Annotated in this window: 19 protein-coding genes and 2 tRNA genes; 3 read left to right on the forward strand and 18 right to left on the reverse strand. The window is 69.3% G+C overall.

Translation table 11 applies throughout. From position 1 onward, the window contains the following. Positions 1–53 precede the first annotated feature (53 nt). Positions 54–2,105 (forward strand): M3 family metallopeptidase, encoded by a 2,052-nt coding sequence (locus RL72_RS18215; protein WP_045252298.1) that lies wholly within the window; start codon positions 54–56, stop codon positions 2,103–2,105. Positions 2,106–2,151: 46 nt separating this feature from the next. Here RL72_RS18215 and clpX read toward each other — a convergent pair whose 3' ends face one another. The 11 genes from clpX to RL72_RS18270 all read right to left on the reverse strand — a co-directional run bounded on the left by clpX (position 2,152) and on the right by RL72_RS18270 (position 13,136). Continuing rightward, the gene (clpX, locus tag RL72_RS18220) at positions 2,152–3,420 is read right to left on the reverse strand and encodes an ATP-dependent Clp protease ATP-binding subunit ClpX (RefSeq protein WP_045252299.1); all 1,269 of its coding nucleotides are present in this window, start codon (positions 3,418–3,420) and stop codon (positions 2,152–2,154) included. A gap of 172 nt (positions 3,421–3,592) precedes the next feature. Beyond that, positions 3,593–4,978: an FG-GAP repeat domain-containing protein gene (locus RL72_RS19290; protein WP_052674498.1), complete on the reverse strand. Its 1,386-nt coding sequence runs from the start codon at positions 4,976–4,978 to the stop codon at positions 3,593–3,595. Between the two features lie 130 nt (positions 4,979–5,108). Next, positions 5,109–5,960, reverse strand: a complete 852-nt coding sequence (locus tag RL72_RS18230; RefSeq protein WP_045252300.1) for an aldehyde dehydrogenase family protein — start codon at positions 5,958–5,960, stop codon at positions 5,109–5,111. Continuing rightward, positions 5,957–7,471 (reverse strand): aldehyde dehydrogenase family protein, encoded by a 1,515-nt coding sequence (locus tag RL72_RS18235; protein WP_045252301.1) that lies wholly within the window; start codon positions 7,469–7,471, stop codon positions 5,957–5,959. The genes RL72_RS18230 and RL72_RS18235 overlap by 4 nt, the downstream gene beginning before the upstream one ends. Before the next feature lie 13 nt (positions 7,472–7,484). Then, entirely contained in the window at positions 7,485–8,453 is a 969-nt protein-coding gene (deoC, locus tag RL72_RS18240; RefSeq protein WP_248700528.1) for a deoxyribose-phosphate aldolase, read from the reverse strand. Between the two features lie 41 nt (positions 8,454–8,494). Further along, positions 8,495–9,451 carry a sugar-binding transcriptional regulator gene (locus RL72_RS18245; RefSeq protein WP_245762786.1) on the reverse strand — a complete coding sequence of 319 codons (957 nt, stop codon included), beginning with the start codon at positions 9,449–9,451 and terminating at the stop codon, positions 8,495–8,497. 146 nt (positions 9,452–9,597) lie between these two features. Beyond that, entirely contained in the window at positions 9,598–10,248 is a 651-nt protein-coding gene (locus RL72_RS18250; protein WP_045252303.1) for an ATP-dependent Clp protease proteolytic subunit, read from the reverse strand. A 17-nt stretch (positions 10,249–10,265) separates the two neighbouring features. Beyond that, positions 10,266–10,865: an ATP-dependent Clp protease proteolytic subunit gene (locus RL72_RS18255; protein WP_045252304.1), complete on the reverse strand. Its 600-nt coding sequence runs from the start codon at positions 10,863–10,865 to the stop codon at positions 10,266–10,268. An 80-nt stretch (positions 10,866–10,945) separates the two neighbouring features. Further along, a complete protein-coding gene (locus RL72_RS18260) occupies positions 10,946–11,440 on the reverse strand; it encodes a tetratricopeptide repeat protein (protein ID WP_045252305.1) in 495 nt (164 codons plus the stop codon). A 74-nt stretch (positions 11,441–11,514) separates the two neighbouring features. Beyond that, on the reverse strand, positions 11,515–12,999 hold the full coding sequence (gene tig, locus RL72_RS18265) for a trigger factor (protein WP_045252306.1): 1,485 nt from the start codon (positions 12,997–12,999) through the stop codon (positions 11,515–11,517). Between the two features lie 63 nt (positions 13,000–13,062). Continuing rightward, a tRNA-Pro gene (locus RL72_RS18270) sits at positions 13,063–13,136 on the reverse strand. 133 nt (positions 13,137–13,269) lie between these two features. On the opposite strand from RL72_RS18270, the gene RL72_RS18275 reads away from it, so the two are divergent. Further along, a tRNA-Gly gene (locus RL72_RS18275) sits at positions 13,270–13,343 on the forward strand. A 52-nt stretch (positions 13,344–13,395) separates the two neighbouring features. Beyond that, positions 13,396–13,764, forward strand: a complete 369-nt coding sequence (locus RL72_RS18280) for an A1S_2505 family phage non-structural protein (RefSeq protein ID WP_045252307.1) — start codon at positions 13,396–13,398, stop codon at positions 13,762–13,764. A gap of 93 nt (positions 13,765–13,857) precedes the next feature. On the opposite strand, the gene RL72_RS18285 is transcribed toward RL72_RS18280, so the two are convergent. The 7 genes from RL72_RS18285 to whiA form a co-directional block, all read right to left on the reverse strand. After that, complete coding sequence (locus RL72_RS18285) at positions 13,858–14,214, reverse strand: RNA polymerase-binding protein RbpA (RefSeq protein WP_045252308.1); 357 nt, start codon at positions 14,212–14,214, stop codon at positions 13,858–13,860. Then, on the reverse strand, positions 14,214–14,462 hold the full coding sequence (gene secG / locus RL72_RS18290) for a preprotein translocase subunit SecG (RefSeq protein WP_045252309.1): 249 nt from the start codon (positions 14,460–14,462) through the stop codon (positions 14,214–14,216). The genes RL72_RS18285 and secG overlap by 1 nt, the downstream gene beginning before the upstream one ends. 99 nt (positions 14,463–14,561) lie before the next feature. Next, entirely contained in the window at positions 14,562–15,353 is a 792-nt protein-coding gene (tpiA, locus tag RL72_RS18295) for a triose-phosphate isomerase (RefSeq protein ID WP_045252310.1), read from the reverse strand. Then, on the reverse strand, positions 15,344–16,570 hold the full coding sequence (locus tag RL72_RS18300) for a phosphoglycerate kinase (protein WP_045252311.1): 1,227 nt from the start codon (positions 16,568–16,570) through the stop codon (positions 15,344–15,346). The genes tpiA and RL72_RS18300 overlap by 10 nt, the downstream gene beginning before the upstream one ends. A gap of 10 nt (positions 16,571–16,580) precedes the next feature. After that, entirely contained in the window at positions 16,581–17,591 is a 1,011-nt protein-coding gene (gap, locus tag RL72_RS18305; protein ID WP_045252312.1) for a type I glyceraldehyde-3-phosphate dehydrogenase, read from the reverse strand. Between the two features lie 100 nt (positions 17,592–17,691). Beyond that, the gene (locus RL72_RS18310) at positions 17,692–18,318 is read right to left on the reverse strand and encodes a superoxide dismutase (protein ID WP_045252313.1); all 627 of its coding nucleotides are present in this window, start codon (positions 18,316–18,318) and stop codon (positions 17,692–17,694) included. Between the two features lie 197 nt (positions 18,319–18,515). After that, positions 18,516–19,493, reverse strand: coding sequence for a DNA-binding protein WhiA (gene whiA / locus RL72_RS18315; protein ID WP_045252314.1), 978 nt, complete (start codon positions 19,491–19,493; stop codon positions 18,516–18,518). Between the last annotated feature and the right edge of the window lie 10 nt (positions 19,494–19,503).

Genomic DNA, 19,503 nt, shown 5'->3' on the forward strand with positions numbered 1-19,503 from the left:
CGATCCCCGGGATCTGTGCACACGCGCCCCGGGGCGTCTCCTAGGCTCGGAGCATGACGGTCGAGACGAATCCGCTGCTCACGCCCTCCCCGCTGCCCTACGCCGTGCCCGACTACGGGCGCATCCGCGCGGAGCACTACCTGCCGGCCTTCCGGCAGGGATTCGACGAGCAGCTGGCGGAGATCCGGCGGATCACGATGGCGCGCTCGATGCCCACATTCGAGAACACGATGGAGGCCCTCGAACGCAGCGGGGAGCTGCTGGACCGCGTCGCGCATGCGTTCTACACCGTCAGCTCCGCGGATGCCACGGCCGAGATCCAGGCGATCGACGAGGAGCTCGCGCCTCTCATGGCCGCCCATCACGATGCGATCCTGCTGAACGCCGCCCTGTACTGGCGGATCTCGCAGCTGCACGCGCAACTCGGCGTCCTGCCGCTCGAACCCGAGCAGCGCCGTCTCGTCGAGCGCTGGCACCGCGAGATGACCCTCGCCGGCGCCGCCCTCGACGATGAGGCGAAGGTGCGCCTCACCGACCTCAATCAGCGTCTGTCCTCGCTGAGTGCGACGTTCGAGAAGAACCTCCTCGCCGACACCAATGAGCTCGCCGTGGTGTTCGAGGACCCCGCCGAGCTGGACGGCCTGAGCGCCGGCGAGCTCTCGGCCGCGGCACGGGCGGCCGCCGAGCGCGGCCTCGACGGCGGGTACCTGATCGCACTCCCCCTGTTCACCGGGCATCCGGCTCTGGCGGTGCTGACGAACCGGGAGAGCCGTCGCCGGATCATGGAGGCGTCGCGGTCGCGGGGCTCTCACGGCGGCGAGCACGACAACCGCGCCGTCCTGAGCGAGATCGTCGCGCTCCGCGCAGAGCGCGCGGCGCTGCTCGGCTACCCCACTCACGCGGCTGCGGTGACGGCTGATGAGACGGCCGGGACCCCCGAGGCGGTGGAGCGCATGCTGCGCGACCTCGCCGCGCCCGCGGCGCGCAACGCCGAGACGGAGCGCGCCGCGCTGCAGCAGCTCATCGACGAGACGGAGGACGAGCCGTTCCCCCTCGAGGCGCATGACTGGGCCTATTACACCGAGAAGCTGCGCACGGCGCGCTACGACATCGACACCGCGGCGCTGCGGGCCTGGTTCGAGGCGGAGCGGGTGCTGCAGGACGGGGTGTTCGCCGCGGCGGGCCGGCTGTACGGCCTGTCGTTCCAGGAACGGCCCGACCTCCCCGTCTACCACCCCGGCGCCCGCACGTTCGAGGTGTTCCAGGAGGACGGCTCGCCGCTCGGCCTGTACGTCCTCGACCTGTACACGCGCGACAGCAAGCGGGGCGGCGCGTGGATGAACGAGATCGTGAGCCAGTCCGCCCTCCGCGGCACGAAGCCGGTGGTCGCGAACAACCTGAACGTGGCGCGCCCCGCCGACGGCGAGCCCACGCTGCTGACGCTGGACGAGGTCAACACGCTGTTCCACGAGTTCGGGCACGCGCTGCACGGCCTGTTCTCGGACGTGACGTATCCGCACTTCTCCGGGACGGAGGTGTTCCGCGACTTCGTCGAGTTCCCGAGCCAGGTCAACGAGATGTGGATGCTCTGGCCCGATATCGTGGGCGCCTACGCCCGCCACCACGCGACGGGCGAGCCCCTCCCCTCCGACGTGATCGCGCGTCTGCAGGCGACGGAGACTTTCAACCAGGGATTCGAGACGAGCGAGTACCTCGCTGCGGCCTGGCTCGACCAGGCGCTTCACGCGCTGCGCGCGGGGATGCGGATCGACGACGTCGCCGCGTTCGAGGCGAACGCCCTCGTCGACATCGGCCTCGCCGACCCGGCCGTGCCCACGCGGTACTCGTCCGCCTATTTCGCGCACATCTTCGCCGGCGGTTACAGCGCCGGCTACTACTCGTACATCTGGAGCGAGGTGCTGGATGCCGACACCGTCGAGTGGTTCCGGGAGAACGGCGGGCTCACGCGCGCGAACGGCGAGAGGTTCCGCCGACGTCTGCTCGCGGTCGGCGGTTCCCAGGATCCGCTCGAGGCCTACCGCGGCTTCCGTGGTCGTGATGCGGAGATCGCCCCGCTGCTGAAGCGGCGCGGGCTGGACGTCTGAGAGGGCTGTGGGCGGCGCGCAGGCGCCCGCCCACAGCAGGGGGGGCTCACGCGCTCTTGCGCTTGCGGGCCAGCACGAGCGTGGGAGGAGCACCCTCATCGACGGCGGCGCGGGTCACGACGACCTTCTGCACGTCTTCCGCCGACGGGATCTCGAACATGATCGGTCCGAGCACGTCCTCCAGGATCGCGCGCAGACCGCGGGCGCCCGTCTTCCGCTCCACAGCAAGGTCGGCGATCGACTGCAGCGCATCGTCTTCGAACTCCAGTTCGACGCCGTCGAGCTGGAACATGCGCTGGTACTGCTTGACCAGGGCGTTGCGCGGACCGGTGAGGATGTCGATGAGGGCGGCCTGGTCGAGCGGGGTGACCGAGGCGACGACGGGAAGCCGGCCGATGAACTCCGGGATCAGGCCGAACTTGTGCAGGTCCTCCGGCAGCACCTCGCTGAAGAGGTCCAGATCCTTGCCCTTGTCGTGCAGCGGGGCGCCGAAGCCGACGCCGTGCTTGCCTACGCGCGAGGAGATGATGTCTTCGAGGCCGGCGAAGGCGCCCGCCACGATGAAGAGCACGTTCGTCGTGTCGATCTGCAGGAATTCCTGGTGCGGGTGCTTGCGTCCGCCCTGCGGCGGCACCGACGCGACGGTGCCTTCGAGGATCTTCAGCAGCGCCTGCTGCACGCCCTCGCCGGAGACGTCGCGAGTGATCGAGGGGTTCTCCGCCTTGCGGGCGATCTTGTCGACCTCATCGATGTAGATGATGCCGGTCTCCGCGCGCTTGACGTCGTAGTCGGCGGCCTGGATGAGCTTCAGGAGGATGTTCTCCACGTCCTCGCCGACGTAGCCCGCCTCAGTGAGCGCCGTCGCATCGGCCACCGCGAACGGCACGTTGAGCCGCTTGGCGAGCGTCTGCGCGAGGTAGGTCTTGCCGCAGCCGGTGGGCCCGATCATCAGGATGTTGCTCTTGGCGATCTCGATCTCGTCGGCCTTCTGCTCGGCCGGCTGCAGCGTTCCGCGTGCGCGAACACGCTTGTAGTGGTTGTAGACCGCGACCGAGAGGGCACGCTTGGCCTGGTCCTGCCCCACGACGTACTCCTCGAGGAAGGAGAAGATCTCGCGCGGCTTCGGCAGGTCGAACTCCGCGACCTCGCCGTTGGCCGACTCGGCCATGCGCTCCTCGATGATCTCGTTGCAGAGCTCGACGCACTCGTCGCAGATGTAGACGCCGGGACCCGCGATGAGCTGCTGCACCTGCTTCTGGCTCTTGCCGCAGAACGAGCACTTGAACAGGTCGGCGCTCTCACCGATTCGTGCCATGTGCGTCCTCCTTCGAGACGTGGGCCGCGGTCGCCGCAGCGCGTGCGATCACGACGTGATTCACCGTGCGGCGGAGCCGCGATTCGAGCCTAACCGCTGCACCCGACATCGGGCCGTATCGCCACGGATCGCCGCCCTTCCCCGCTTCGCGCCCGGCGAACACGCCGACCCCTCAGCTGATGAAGCGGAACCCGCCCCAGCCGTTGCCGATCTGCTGGTACGAGCCGATCGTCCCCGATCCGGTCCCCCGATAGAGCCAGAGGGTCTGATCGGTTCCGTTGCGGCCGATGATGTCTGCGTTCCCGTCGCCGTCGTAGTCGCCGGCGCCGGTGATCGTCGAGAAGATGTTCCAGCCCCAGCCGATCTTCCGCGGAGCGGTGAATCCCGTGCTGAGTCCGAAGTAGGCCCACAGGTCGCCGTTCACGTCACGGGCGATCAGATCGCCCCGTCCGTTGTTGTCGAAGTCGCCTGCGACGAGCGCCGTCATCCCCGACCAGCCGTTGCCGATCTGGACGCGGCCTCCGAACCAGCCGTTGCCCAGGCCGGGATAGGCGTACAGCGCGGCGTCGGGTCCTCGGGTCACGAGGTCGGGCCGCCCGTCGCCCGTGAAATCCACCCCGCCCGTGAGCAGACTGTAGGCCGATGTCCATCCCGACCCGACCTGCAGGCCGCTGTAATGACTCGATGCGTCGCCGGAGTAGTAGAACAGCCTGCCGTCGGTGCGCGTCTGAAGCAGATCCCCGGCCCCGTCCCCGTTGAAATCGCCGTGCACGATCGCCGAAGTCGTCTCCCACCCGTTGCCGAGCGTGTTGCCCGTCAACGCGACCGCGCCCGTGGGGCCGTAGCTCAGGTACTCGACCAGGTAGCCGTCGTCGCGCACTCCCAGCAGATCCGACTTCATATCGCCGTTCAGATCGAAGGGGCCGTTCGGCGCCAGGCCGCCGACCCCACCGCGGTATTCGAAGTGGTTGTGATCGCAGGAATCCTCGAACTGCGTCCATTGCGCCGGGACGCTGAGGGGGCTGCGGCATTGATACTGCCCGAGCCCTGCGGGGGCGGGCAGCGCGGTGAACATCGAGTTGATCAGCGCAAGGTCCTGCGCCGTGGCGCCCGTGGAAGGGACGCCGTTGACGCGGGAGATGTCCACCGCGTGGCCGCCTCCCGATCTCCAGTGATAGCTGCTGGTCCCGATCGAGCTGAGTTCCCCGGTGCAGAACCTGTTCAGCGACGCGACGTAGAGGGAGAACTTCCTGTCGACGATCGTCGTCTTGAGCGCTTGGAGGATCACCGGGTCGATGAGGCAGTCGCGTACCTGGCCGCCGACGACGTGAGAGAACAGCGCGCCGTTCGCGTACCCGCGGATCTGCGCCATCGGCTCCGGATTCCCGCTCAGCATGCCGCTGTTGACGATCTGCTGCGCCAGAGTCTGGGACGCGGTCGGAGGGGCCGTCGCCGACGCGGCGCTCCTCGGCACGACGACACTCGTCGCCACGAGGGCGGCAGCAAGTACCGCGAGCGTGAGCCGCCGCAGGGAGTTCGGGTGCACGAATCGCTTCACGCGTTCAATATATTGCCTGCGCTCACCACTCTCGAACGCGCACTCGCGTCCTCGCCGTCACGACGACAGGGCCCGCCCCGCATACAGCGGAGCGGGCCCTCAGAGCCGCGGAAGCCTCGCGGCGGTTCGCTCAGACCATGCTCTTCGGGTGCCAGACCGTCTTGACCTCGGTGAAGGCCGCGATCCGCTGCGGGGAGGCGACGACCTCACCCGGCGTGAGCACCCGCTTGAGCGTGTCCGCCGCCGTGATCTGCAGATCGACCCAGTCGATCCCGCCGGCGCCGGACAGATCCAGCGCGTTCACGTCGGCGTGCGCGGCGAGCCACGGCGCGAGCTCCGCCGCAGAGCCGGTCAGCACGTTGACGACGCCGCCGGGCAGATCACTCGTGGCGAGCACCTCCGCCAGGCTGATCGCCGACAGAGGGTAGGCCTCGCTGGCGACGACGACCACCGCGTTCCCGGCGACGAGGGCCGGCGCGACGACCGAGACCAGGCCGAGCAGCGCCGAGTCCTGCGGCGCGATGATCGCGACGACGCCCGTGGGTTCCGGCGCGGAGATGTTGAAGTAGGCGCCCGCGACCGGGTTCAGGTTGCCCGCGACCTGCGCGTACTTGTCGCACCAGCCCGCGTACCAGACCCACCGGTCGATGGCCTCGTCGACCTGTGCGCCCGCGACGGCCGCGGACACGCCCTGCTGCGCCACGATCTCGTCGACGAACTGGGCGCGGCGCCCCTCGAGCACCTCGGCCACCCGGTACAGCACCTGACCGCGGTTGTACGCGGTGGCCTTGGCCCACCCGCCCTGTGCGCTGCGGGCGGCCTTGACCGCGTCGCGGGCGTCCTTGCGCGAGGCCTTCGCGGCGTTGGCCAGGAACGCGCCCTTCGGGGTCGTGACCTCGTAGGTGCGGCCGGACTCGCTCCGGGGGAACGCCCCGCCGATCGCGAGCTTGTAGGTCTTGGGAACGGTCAGTCGCGCGCTCATGCCGCGCCCCCCTTCTTCGCGGCGACGGCTTCGCCCTTCGCGTCCGTCCGCCCGGCCACGGCGCGCGGCGCGGCCGATGCCGGACGCAGGTACGCGGCCAGGCCCTGCTTGCCGCCCTCACGGCCGTAGCCCGACTCCTTGTAGCCTCCGAACGGACTCGACGGATCGAACCGGTTGAACGTGTTGGCCCACACCACACCGGCGCGCAGCTGGTCGGCGACGGCCAGGATCCGGGATCCCTTGTCGCTCCAGATCCCTGCGGACAGGCCGTACGGCGTGTTGTTCGCCTTCGCGATCGCCTCGGCGGGGGTGCGGAACGTCAGCACCGACAGGACCGGGCCGAACACCTCCTCGCGCGCGATCCGGTGCGAGGCCTCGACGCCGGTGAAGATCGTCGGAGCGAACCAGAAGCCCTTGTCCGGGATGACGCAGTCGGCCGTCCAGCGCTCGGCGCCCTCGTCCTCGCCGACCTGGCTGAGCTCGCGGATGCGGGCCAGCTGCTCGGCGGAGTTGATCGCGCCGATGTCGGTGTTCTTGTCGAGCGGGTCTCCGAGGCGGAGCGTCGACAGGCGCTCCTTGAGCCGGTCGATGACCTCGTCATGGATCGACTCCTGCACCAGCAGGCGGCTGCCCGCACAGCACACGTGCCCCTGGTTGAAGAAGATGCCGTTGACGATGCCCTCGATCGCCTGGTCGATCGGCGCGTCGTCGAACACGATGTTCGCCGCCTTGCCGCCGAGCTCCAGGGTCAGCGCCTTGCCGGTGCCCGCGACGGCGCGCGCGATCTCGCGCCCCACCGCGGTGGATCCGGTGAAGGCCACCTTGTCGACGTCGGGATGGCGGACGACCGCCGCGCCGGTCGCGCCTGCCCCGGTGACGATGTTCACGACACCCGCCGGCAGATCGGCCTGCTGCAGGATCTCCGCGAAGATCAGTGCGGTGAGCGACGTCGTCTCGGCCGGCTTCAGCACCACCGTGTTGCCTGCCGCGAGAGCCGGGGCGACCTTCCACGCCAGCATCAGCAGCGGGAAGTTCCACGGGATGACCTGACCGGCCACGCCGTGCGCCTGCGGATTCGGACCCGCACCCGCATAGTCGAGCTTGTCCGCCCAGCCCGCGTAGTAGAAGAACCACGAGGCGACGAGCGGCACGTCGACGTCGCGCGACTCCTTGATCGGCTTGCCGTTGTCCAGGCTCTCCGCGACGGCGAGCTCGCGAGCACGCTCCTGTACGAGGCGGGCGATGCGGAAGAGGTACTTCCCGCGGTCGCGCCCGCTCATCTTCGACCACACCTTGGTGTAGGCGCGGCGCGCGGCGGCGACGGCGAGGTCGACGTCCTCGTCGGAGGCGTGCGCGATCATCGCGATGCGCGATTCATCGGCAGGCGAGATGGTCGCGAACGACGCCCCGCGTCCCTCGACGAACTCGCCGTCGATGAAGAGGCCGTATTCGTCCTTCAGTGCGAGGATGCTCCGCGACTCGGGCGCGGGCGCGTAATCCAGGAATCCCATGCGTGGTCCTCCGTCAGTCGATCGTGACGTAGTCGGGGCCGGAGTAGTGGCCGGTGGTCAGCTTCTGCCGCTGCAGCAGCACGTCGTTGAGCAGGCTGGAGGCGCCGAACCGGAACAGGTGCGGCTGCAGCCACTCCTCCCCTACGGTCTCGGCGACGTGCACGAGGTACTTCACCGCGTCCTTCGAGGACCGGATGCCGCCGGCCGGCTTCACGCCGACCTTCGCGCCGGTCAGCCGATGCCAGTCGCGCACGGCCTCCAGCATGAGGAGGGTGACCGGCAGCGTCGCCGCCGGCGAGACCTTGCCGGTCGACGTCTTGATGAAGTCGCCGCCGGCCAGGATGCCGAGCCACGACGCGCGCTTGATGTTGTCGTACGTGTTCAGCTCGCCGGTCTCGAGGATGACCTTGAGCGAGGCGGACGTGCCGTCCTCGCGGCGGCAGGCGTCCTTGACCGCGACGATCTGATCGAACACCTGCCCGTAGCGCCCTGCGAGGAAAGCGCCGCGGTCGATCACCATGTCGATCTCGTCGGCGCCCGCCTGCACCGCGTCGCGGGTGTCCGCGAGCTTGACGGCGAGCGAGGCACGACCGCTCGGGAAGGCGGTCGCGACCGCCGCGACGGAGATGCCGCCGTCATCGGGGTCGCCGTGACGGGAGCCCAGCGCCTCGACCGCGTGCGGCACCATGTCGCCGTAGACGCACACCGCCGCGACGGAGGGGCAGCTCGGGTCGGAGGCGTCCGGCAGCTTCGCCTTGGAGACGAGGGACCGCACCTTGCCCGGTGTGTCCGCGCCCTCGAGCGTGGTGAGGTCGATGAGGCGGATGATCGTGTCCAGCGCCCACGCCTTGGACGTGGTCTTGATCGAGCGGGTGCCGAGTCCCGCGGAGCGCTGCTCGAGCCCCACCGCGTCCACACCCGGCAGTCCGTGCAGGAAGCGCCGCAGCGTGAGGTCGTCGGGGGCGCCGCCGAGCACCTCCAGCGCGGTGCGCCGCGCGAGTTCGGTCGTCGTCACAGTTCCGGTCACTTGTCCAGCTCCAGGAGAGTCAGGGCGGTCGCCTCATCGGTGACCACCATCGTGCACAGTTTCGAGGCCACGACGGTCCGGGCGATGTCGTGCTTCGCCTCTCCCGCCGTGACGAAGACGGCGGTGCGCGCGTCGCGCAGCCGTTCGAGGCTCAGTCCCACCGTCCGGGCGTCGAGTTCGGGATCGACGATGTTGCCGTCCGCGTCGATGTAGCGACCGAGGACGTCTCCGACCGCGCCGCGACGGGCCAGCTCGTCGATGTCCTGAACCGTCAGGTATCCGTTCTCGACGTGCGCGGATCCGGCGTCGCAGACCCCCGCCGTGAACAGGTACGCGTCGGCCTGCGCGGCCTGCTCGAGCACGCCGGCGACAGTGCGGTCGCGCTCGATGGCCTGCTTCGTCTCGAGCCGCTCCAGGATCGCGGGGCTGGGCAGCAGGGCGACCTGGCCGGCGGCGCGCTGCGCGATCGTCGCGGCGAGGGAGGCCGCGCCGCCGGGGCGCCGGTTGACACTCACGCCGCCGTTCATCTGCACGACGGTCACGCTGCGCGCCCATCCGTCGGCCATGCGGTCGGCGACCGCGGTGAGAGTGCGCCCCCAGCTCACGGCGAGCGTCTTCGGGACGGGACGGAGGGCGGCGAGGTGGTCGGCCGCCCCCTGGGCGACCCGTCCCAGGGTCTCCGTGTCGCTGGGGCCGTTCGGCACCACCACGGCGTCGGCGAGGCCGAAGCGCTCGCGCAGATCCCGCTCGATGCCCAGCTTGCGGGCGCGCGGGTGGACGATCTCGATGCGGACGATGCCGTCCGCGCGCGCCTGCTGCAGGAGGCGCCCGACCTTCCAGCGCGAGATGCCCAGGAGACCGCCGATCTCGTCCTGCGTCTTGTCCTCGTCGTAGTAGAGCTCCGCGACACGGACGGCGAGCAGTTCGTCGTCGTCGATGGCGATACGGGGCATGCTCCGAGGGTACCGCGTGACCACACGCACGCGCACGGATCTGCTCATATGAGCAGGTGGCGACGCTCACTCGCGCAACCGGAGCGCGAACGCCGCAGGGCGGCCCGGAATCGATCCGGGCCGCCCTGCGGCGTGGTTTCAGCGGGTCAGCTCAGCGCCTGGCGCTTGCGGCTGGACAGCACCTGGTCGACGATGCCGTAGTCCTTGGCCTCCTCGGCCGAGAGGATCTTGTCGCGATCGATGTCACGGTTGACCTGCTCGACCGGCTTGCCGGTGTGCTTGGCCATCGTCTCCTCGAGCCAGGTGCGCATCCGGAGGATCTCCGCCGCCTGGATCTCGATGTCCGACGCCTGGCCGTGCCCCGCCTCGCCCATCGCGGGCTGGTGCATCAGCACGCGGGCGTTGGGCAGCGCGAGACGCTTGCCGGGGGCGCCCGCCGCGAGCAGCACCGAGGCGGCCGATGCGGCCTGCCCCAGCACGACCGTCTGGATCTGCGGCGCGACGTACTGCATCGTGTCGTAGATCGCGGTCATCGCGGTGAAGGATCCACCGGGCGAATTGATGTACATCGTGATGTCGCGCTCGGAGTCCTGGCTCTCCAGGACGAGGAGCTGCGCCATCACGTCGTCGGCGGACGCGTCGTCCACCTGCACGCCGAGGAAGATCACTCGATCCTCGAACAGCTTGTTGTACGGGTCCTGGCGCTTGAAGCCGTAAGCGGTGCGCTCCTCGAACTGAGGAAGGACGTAGCGGCTCGAGGGCAGGGTGCCGGCGGAGCGGAACGTGGGTGTGTACATGGGTGTCCTCTCCAGCCTTACTTGTCCGAGCCGTCGGCGCCGGTGCCGCCACCGCCGTGCACGTCACTGGCGTGCTCGCGCATGTGGTCGACGAAGCCGTACTCGAGGGCCTCCTGCGCCGAGAACCAGCGGTCCCGGTCGCCGTCGGCGTTGATCTGCTCGACGGTCTTGCCCGTCTGCGAGGCGGTGATCTCGGCGAGACGCTTCTTCATGTCGAGGATGAGCTGCGCCTGCGTCTGGATGTCGCTCGCAGTGCCGCCGAATCCGCCGTGCGGCTGGTGGAGCAGCACGCGGGCGTTCGGGGTGATGTAGCGCTTGCCCTTGGTGCCGCTGGTCAGCAGCAGCTGGCCCATCGAGGCGGCCATTCCGATGCCCACCGTGACGATGTCGTTCGGAACGAACTGCATCGTGTCGTAGATCGCCATGCCTGCGGTGATGGAGCCGCCGGGCGAGTTGATGTAGAGGTAGATGTCCTTCTCAGGGTCCTCGGCGGCGAGAAGGAGGATCTTCGCACAGATCTCGTTGGCGTTCTCGTCCCGCACCTCGGATCCCAGCCAGATGATGCGATCCTTGAGCAGCCTGTCGAAGACGCTCGTCGCGACCAGGGGTTCAGCCATTTCCGCTCCTGTTTCCGTGTTCGGTGATTCGAATCTACCGGCGACAACGCGCACGCCCGGCCGTGTTCGCCGTCGGCATATCAGGCGCCGCGGCGCGCGATCTCCTCGGCGTAGGCGGTCATCGAGCGGCGGTAGCGCGGCATGTGCTCCACGAGCGCGAGGATCGCGACGCCGACGCCTTCCTCGGGCCGCCCTGCGCTCACCAGCGCGAGGGCGTGCATCGCCGCGATCGCGTCCCGGTAGGGCGAATCCGGGTGCGACTCCTGTTCGGCGGCGATGAGCGCGAGGGCCTCGTCCACCTGACCGAGGTTGCGCAGCGTGCTGGCGAGCTGGATCGTCGCCTGCGCGCGCCGGTCGTCGTCGAGGCCGCGGGCGAGGGCGAGCCGGTACAGCGGCACCGCGTCCTCGGGGAGGTCGCCCGAGTCGCGGGCACCCGCCCGCTCGAACGCCGCCTCCGCATCGTCAGATGCACGCTCGGCCGCGATCGCGTCGATGCGGGCGATGACCTCCTCGTCGACGAGTCCGCCCGCGGCGGCCTCCCAGACGGCGTCGATGCGCTCCTGCCAGTCGTCCATGCGTCTCCTCCAGGGATGCGAAGAGGGCGGGTGCGCACGGCACCCGCCCTCTTCCGGGATCTCGGATCCGAGGATTACTCGGCGTCCGCAGCCTTCTCCGCCGCCTTCTTGGCCGGAGCCTTGCGCGCAACCGGCTTCTTGGCGGCGGGCTTCTCCTCGGCGGGAGCCTCGGCGGCGTCCTCGGCCTTGGCGGCGGCCTTCTTCGCCGGAGCCTTCTTGGCGGGCGCCTTCTTGGCCGGGGCCTTCTCCGCCGGGGCGTCCTCGGCCTGCTCGGCCTCGTCCTCGACGGCCACGAAGCCGGTCAGGTCGACGGGCTTGCCGTTCGAGTCGACGACGGTGACCTTGCCCAGCGCGACGGCGAGCGCCTTGTTGCGGGCGACCTCTCCGACGAGCACCGGCAGCTGGTTCGCGGACTGCAGGGCCTCGACGAACTCCTGCGGCGCCATGCCGTACTGCGCGGCGGACTGGATCAGGTACTGGCTCAGCTCGTCCTGCGAGACCTGGACGTTCGCGTCCTCGGCGATCGCGTCCAGCAGCACCTGCGTCTTGAACTGCTTGGTGCTGGCCTCGGTCACCTCTGCGCGGTGCTCGTCGTCCTCGAGGCGGCCTTCGCCCTCGAGGTGGTTGTGCACCTCGTCCTCGATGAGCTGCGGCGGGACGGGGATGTCGATCTGCTCGAGCAGCGTCTCGACGAGCTTGTCGCGCGCGGCAGACGCCTGCGTGAACACGCCCTGCTGCGAGACCGACTCGCGCAGGCTGTCGCGCAGCTCGCCGATGGTGTCGAACTCGCTCGCGATCTGCGCGAAGTCGTCGTCCGCCTCGGGGAGCTCGCGCTCCTTGACGGCCTTGACCGTGACGGAGACCTCGGCCTCCTCGCCGGCGTGGTCGCCGCCGACGAGCTTGGAGCGGAACGTGGTGTCCTCACCGGCGGTGAGCGACTCGATCGCGTCGTCGATGCCCTCGAGCAGCTCACCCGAGCCGACCTCGTACGACACGCCCTCGGCGCGGTCGATCTCGGCGCCGTCGATCGCGGCGACCAGGTCGAGCTCGACGAAGTCGCCGGACGTGGCCGGACGGTCGACGGGCACGAGCGTGCCGAAGCGGGAGCGCAGGCGGTCCAGCTCTGCGTCGAGCGCCGCGTCGTCGGCCTCGACGGCGTCGACGGTCAGCGTGATGCCGTCGAGCGAGGGGACCTCGATCTCCGGACGGACGTCGACCTCGACCTCGACCTTGAGGTCGCCGGAGAAGTCCTTCTCGTTCGGCCACTCGACGACCTCGGCCGACGGACGGCCGACGACGCGGAGGTTGTGCTCGAGGGTCGCCTCGCGGAAGAAGGTGTCGAGACCCTCGTTGACGGCGTGCTCGATGACGGCGCCACGGCCGACGCGCTGGTCGATGATGGGCGCGGGCACCTTGCCCTTGCGGAAGCCGGGGATCTGCACGTCCTGCGCGATGTGCTCGTACGCGTGCGCGATGCTGGGCTTGAGGTCTTCCGGGGTGACCGTGATGTGCAGCTTGACCCGGGTCGGGGCAAGCTTCTCGACGGTGCTGTTCGCCATGCTGGTGTGTCTCCTTGTGAATGTCCCGCGCGGAAATCCCCGCGAGTGCGACGTATGTGAACGTCGGGGCGACAGGATTTGAACCTGCGACCTCCCGCTCCCAAAGCGGGCGCTCTACCAAGCTGAGCTACGCCCCGGGTTGGCAACCCGCGCGCGCGGGAACGGCCTTCACGAGTCTAACGGAACGGAGCACCCCCGTCAGTCAGGTATGCTCGATGGAGTCCCGCGGCGTTCGCCCGGGTCGGTCCCGGCGCCGATGGCGCAAGGTCCGGGGGTGTAGCTCAATGGTAGAGTCTCAGTCTTCCAAACTGATTGCGCGGGTTCGATTCCCGTCACCCCCTCCACTTCCTCCCTCCTCCCCGGCGTAGAGTTCGCTCCGTCGGAAGGAGCAGTGACATGGAGATCACGCCGGAGCGCGTCACCGCGCTCCGACCCGACGAGGTGTTCGTCTTCGGGTCGAACGCGGAAGGGCACCATGGAGGCGGCGCCGCGCTCATCGCGTACCGCGACTTCGGCGCGGTATGGGGCGAGGGGCACGGCCATCACGGCGACACCTACGCCATCGACACGATGAGCGGCCTCGAGGTGCTCGCCGCCGAGGCGCGCACGTTCGCGGAGTACGCCGCCGCACACCCCGAGCGACGATTCCTGCTGACCCCGGTGGGCTGCGGGATCGCCGGATACCGGCCGGACCAGGTCGCTCCCCTGTTCACGGGGCTCCCCGACAACGTGACGGTTCCGCGCAGCTTCGTCCCCTTCCTCTGAGCGACGCCGCCGGCGCCCCGAGCTCGGGCTCCCGCGAACGCCGAAGGCCCCCGCCGAGCGGGGGCCTTCGGAAAGCAGACGGCGCCGAGCGGATCAGCCCTGGCCGCGACGCTCGCGCAGCTGCGCGAGCGCGTCGCCGAGCAGCTGCTCGGCCTCCTCGTCGGTGCGACGCTCCTTCACGTACGCGAGGTGCGTCTTGTAGGGCTCCGCCTTGGCGATCTCCGGCGGGTTCTCCTTGTCGCGCCCTGCCGGCAGACCCGAATGCGGGTGGTCGATGATGTCCGGGATCTCCTCCTCGGGCAGCCCCGCCGCGAAGTACCGCACGGTCTCGTTGCCGAGTCCGTCCCAGTACGAGATCGCGATGCGGTCGGCGTGGTAGCCGTGGTCCTGCTCGCCCATGGGGCCGGAGCCGACCCTCGTCCCTCGGATTGCGTTGCCGCCGGTAGCCATCAGATCGCCTCGAACTTCGTGATGAGGCCGAGTCCGACGATCGCGACGAACCAGACCAGGGCCAGGACCACCGTGAACCTGTTGAGGTTGCGCTCGGCGAGTCCGCTGGAGCCGACCGCCGACGACATGCCGCCGCCGAACATGTCGGAGAGGCCTCCGCCGCGCCCCTTGTGGAGCAGGATCAGAAGGGTCAGCAGGACGCTGGTGATGCCCAGCAGCACCTGCAGGATGAACTGGATGATATCCACGGATCGGCCTTTCGCTCGGGCCCGCACGGGCGTGCAGGATCCCGGGTAACGGTCAATTATACGTCGAGACGTCCCCGCCCCTGAGGGCGGGGACGCGTGTCAGACCCCGACGTGCTTCTGATAGCGGACGATCGCGGCGAACTCGTCGACCACGAGGCTGGCACCGCCGACGAGGGCGCCGTCCACATCCGGCTCACGCATGAAGCCTGCGATGTTCGCCGACTTCACCGAGCCGCCGTAGAGGATGCGGGTCCGTGCGGCCGCCTCGTCGCCGAGGACCTTCGCGATCACGCCGCGCAGCACGGCGCAGACGTCCTGCGCCTGCTGCGGCGTGGCGGCCTGACCGGATCCGATGGCCCAGACGGGCTCGTACGCGATGACGATGTCCGCCTTGGCGTCCAGACCCTGCAGGGCCGTCTCGAGCTGACCGGCGGGCACGGCGCTGGCGCCGAACTTCTCCAGATCCTCCGCCGTCTCGCCCACGCAGATCACCGGCACGAGGCCGTGCGTGATGGCCGCCTTGGTCTTCGCCGCCACGATCTCGTCGCTCTCGGCGTGGTACTCGCGTCGCTCGGAATGCCCGATGATCACGTAGCTCGCGTCGAGCTTTGCGAGGAACGCGCCGGAGATCTCCCCCGTGTAGGCGCCGGAGTCGTGCTGCGACAGGTCCTGTGCACCGAACGCGAACGGGATCTTGTCGGCGTCGATGAGCGTCTGCACGCTGCGCAGGTCCGTGAACGGCGGGAAGATCGCCACCTCGACCGTTCCGTCCTCGTGCTTGGCGTCCTTGAGCGTCCAGTGCAGCTTCTGCACGAACGCCACCGCCTGCAGGTGGTCGAGGTTCATCTTCCAGTTGCCCGCGATGAGGGGGGTACGACTGTTCACTGCCATCCGAGGACCTCCAGTCCGGGGAGCTTCTTGCCTTCCAGGAACTCGAGGCTGGCGCCCCCGCCCGTCGAGATGTGACCGAACTGGTCGTCGGCGAAACCGAGCTGGCGCACGGCCGCGGCGGAGTCGCCTCCGCCGACGACGCTGAGGCCCTCGGTCTCCGTCAGCGCCTCGGCGACGGTCCGGGTGCCGGCCGCGAAGGCCGGGAACTCGAACACGCCCATCGGACCGTTCCAGAACACCGTCTTGGATCCGCGGATCGCCTCGGCGAAGCGCGCGGCCGTCTCCGGCCCGATGTCGAGGCCGATGCCCGAGGAGCCGAAGGAGGTGGACTCGATCGCGTCCGCCGCCGCGGTCTCGTGCGCCGCGTCCGCGGAGAACGAGGCGGCGACGACGACGTCGGTGGGCAGCACGAGCTCGACGCCGCGCTCGGCGGCCTCGGCGATGTAGCCGCGGACCGTGTCGAGCTGATCCTTCTCCAGCAGGCTGGAGGCGACGGCGTGGCCCTGGGCCGCGAGGAACGTGAACAGCATCCCGCCGCCCACGAGCAGACGGTCGACGCGCGGCAGCAGGTGCGAGATCACGCCGAGCTTGTCGGAGACCTTCGAGCCGCCGAGCACCACCGTGTAGGGGCGCTCGGGGTTCTCGGTGAGCCGGTCGAGGACCGTGAGCTCCGCCTCGATGAGGAGGCCCGCCGCGGAGGGCAGGATCTGGGCGAGCTCGTAGACGCTGGCCTGCTTGCGGTGCACGACGCCGAAGCCGTCGGAGACCAGGGCGTCGCCGAGGGTGGCGAGCTGCTCCGCGAAGGCGCGGCGCTCCGCGTCGTCCTTCGCGGTCTCCCCCGGGTTGAAACGGAGGTTCTCCAGCACGAGCACGCCGCCCGGCTGCAGGGCGGCGACCGCTTCCTGCGCCGAAGCGCCGACGGTGTCGGTCGCGAACGCCACCGACTGCCCGAGCAGCTCGCCGAGGCGGGCCGCGACCGGCGCCAGGCTGTACTGCGGGTCCGGGGCGCCGTCGGGACGACCGAGGTGGGAGCACACGATGACACGCGCCCCCTGGTCGATGAGGGCCTTGAGGGTCGGCACCGACGCACGAACACGGCCATCGTCCGTGATGACCCCGTCCCGCAGGGGGACGTTGAGGTCACAACGGACGATGACGCGTGTTCCGTCGAGCGAACCGACCGATTCCTTCAGGGATTCGAGGGTGCGCAGAGTCATGGAAATGAGCTTAGAGCCGCTCGGCCACGTACTCGGTGAGGTCGACGAGACGGTTGGAGTAGCCCCACTCGTTGTCGTACCAGCTGGAGACCTTGACCAGGTTGCCCGACACATTGGTCAGCGTGGAGTCGAAGATCGAGGAGAACGGGTTGCCCTGGATGTCGCTGGAGACGATCTGGTCCTCGTTGTACTGCAGGTAGCCGTTGAGACGTCCCTCGGCGGCGGCCTTCGCGTACGCGGCGTTGACCTCGTCAGCGGTCAGGTCCTCGCGCTCGGTGATGAGCGTCAGGTCAACGATCGAGCCGGTGGGAACGGGCACGCGGTAGGAGGAACCGCTGAGCTTGCCGTTCAGCTCCGGCAGCACGAGGCCGATGGCCTTGGCCGCGCCGGTCGACGCAGGGACGATGTTGATCGCGGCGGCACGGGCGCGGCGCAGGTCGCTGTGCGGTCCGTCCTGCAGGTTCTGGTCGGCGGTGTACGCGTGCGCGGTCATCATGAAGCCGCGCACGATGCCGAACTCGTCGTTGAACACCTTCGCGAGCGGGGCGAGGCAGTTCGTGGTGCACGAGGCGTTGGAGATGATGTGGTCGGTCTCCGGGTTGTACGTCTCCTCGTTGACGCCCATGACGATGGTCGCGTCGTCACCGGTCGCAGGAGCGGAGATCAGCACCTTCTTGGCGCCGGCCTCGATGTGCTTCTTCGCGAGCTCGGCCTTGGTGAAGAAGCCGGTCGACTCGATGACGATGTCCACGCCCAGCTCGCCCCAGGGCAGGTTCGCGGGATCGCGCTCTGCGAACGCCTTGATGTGGTGCCCGTCGACGGTGATGCTCTCGTCGTCGTAGCTCACGTCCGCCTTCAGGACTCCGCCCACGGAGTCGTACTTGAGCAGATGCGCGAGGGTCTTGTTGTCGGTGAGGTCGTTGACCGCGACGATCTCGAGGTCGGCGCCCTGTTCCAGAGCTGCGCGGAAGTAGTTGCGTCCGATGCGGCCGAAGCCGTTGATACCGATCTTGACAGACACGAAAGTCTCCTGGTTCTTACTCAAGGAAGTGCGTGATTCTTGCAGATAACGCGGACAACGGCGTCCTGATGGGTTTTTCGCCCATCAGGACGCCCATCTTTTACGACAGTACCAGCAGTCCGTTGGTCTTTTCGCGCGCTGCCGCGAAGCGCTGAGCCACGTTCTCCCAGTTCGCGATGTTCCACGCGGCCTTGACGTAGTCGGCCTTCACGTTGAGGTAGTCCAGGTAGAACGCGTGCTCCCACATGTCCAGCTGGAACAGCGGCACGGTGCCCTGCGCGGTGTTGCCCTGCTGGTCGAACAGCTGCTGGATGATCAGGCGCGCGCCGATCGGGTCCCAGCTCAGCACGGACCAGCCCGAGCCCTGGATGCCCATGGCCGCGGCGGTGAAGTGCGCCTGGAACTTCTCGAACGAGCCGAAGAACTCGTCGATCGCCGCACGCAGCTCGCCCTCGGGCTCGCCGCCGCCGTTCGGCGACAGGTTGGTCCAGAAGATCGAGTGGTTCACGTGGCCGCCGAGGTTGAAGGCCAGGTCCTTCTCGAGCTTGTTCACGTTCGCGAGATTGCCGCTCTCGCGCGCCTCGGCGAGGGACTCGAGCGCCGCGTTCGCACCGGCGACGTAGGCGGCGTGGTGCTTGTCATGGTGCAGCTCCATGATCTTGCCGCTGATGTGCGGCTCCAGGGCCGCGAAGTCGTAGGGAAGGTCGGGCAGCGTGTAGATCGCCATGTCGATGTCATCCAATCCGCGCCGCGCTCGCGGCGCTTGCCGGTCCCCCGAAGCGCGGTGGTGCGCACGGGGCGGACGTCTTTCATCCTACTGACGGCAACGCGCGGATTCCCCGGATCCTTCCGGATGTGACGCCTTCGCGGGCCTCGCCCGGGCGCGTTTCCACGTTCCGGAACGAAAGCCCGCGAAGGACGAGGTCAGACGTCGAGTCCGGCCGGAACGGCTGCCTCCGTGCCGGGGATCCCCTCGGTCTGCGCGCGCTTGTCGGCCATCGCCAACAGGCGGCGGATCCGTCCTGCGACGGCGTCCTTGGTGAGGGGCGGGTCGGCGTGGTGCCCGAGCTCGTCCAGGCTCGCGTCGCGGTGCGCGAGGCGCAGCGCCCCCGCCGTGCGCAGGTGCTCGGGCACGTCGTCGCCCAGGATCTCGAGTGCACGCTCGACACGAGCGCAGGCGGCCACGGCGGCCTGCGCGGAGCGACGCAGGTTCGCGTCGTCGAAGTTGACGAGACGGTTGACGCCCGCGCGCACCTCGCGGCGCTGGCGCATCTCCTCCCACGCCGCGGCCGTCTTCGACGCGCCCATCAGCGCGAGGATCGCGCGGATGCCCTCGGGCTCACGGACCACCACGCGGGGCATGCCGCGCACTTCACGGGCCTTCGCCGCGACGCCGATGCGGTGCGCGGCGCCGACGAGGGCCATCGCGGCCTCGGAGGACGGGCACGCGACCTCCAGCACCGCGGAGCGGCCGGGCTCGCTGAGCGACCCCGCGGCGAGGAACGCTCCGCGCCACAGGCCGGCGAGCTCCTCACGGGAGCCGGTGGTGAGGCGGTTCGGCAGGCCGCGCACAGGACGGCGACGCTGATCGAGCAGGCCCGTCTGACGGGCCAGAGTCTCCCCCGCGGCGATGACGCGCACGGCGTACTTCGCCCCATCGTGGCTGGACGCGCCCTGGATCGGGGCGATCTCCGGCCGCACGCCGAAGAGCTCGGCGAGGTCGCGCGCGACACGCCGCGCGAGCAGCTCCGCATCCACCTCTGCCTCGACCGCGATGCGGTTGGCGATCTGGTGCAGCCCCCCGGCGAACCTCAGCACTGCCGTCACCTCCGCGACGCGCACCGAGGGCGGTGCGTTCCGGATGCTGACGAGCTCGGCCTTGACGTCGGTGGTGAGTGCCACGGGTCTCCTT

The sequence above is a fragment of the Microbacterium azadirachtae genome (genome assembly GCF_000956545.1).
Lineage (GTDB): Bacteria > Actinomycetota > Actinomycetes > Actinomycetales > Microbacteriaceae > Microbacterium > Microbacterium azadirachtae.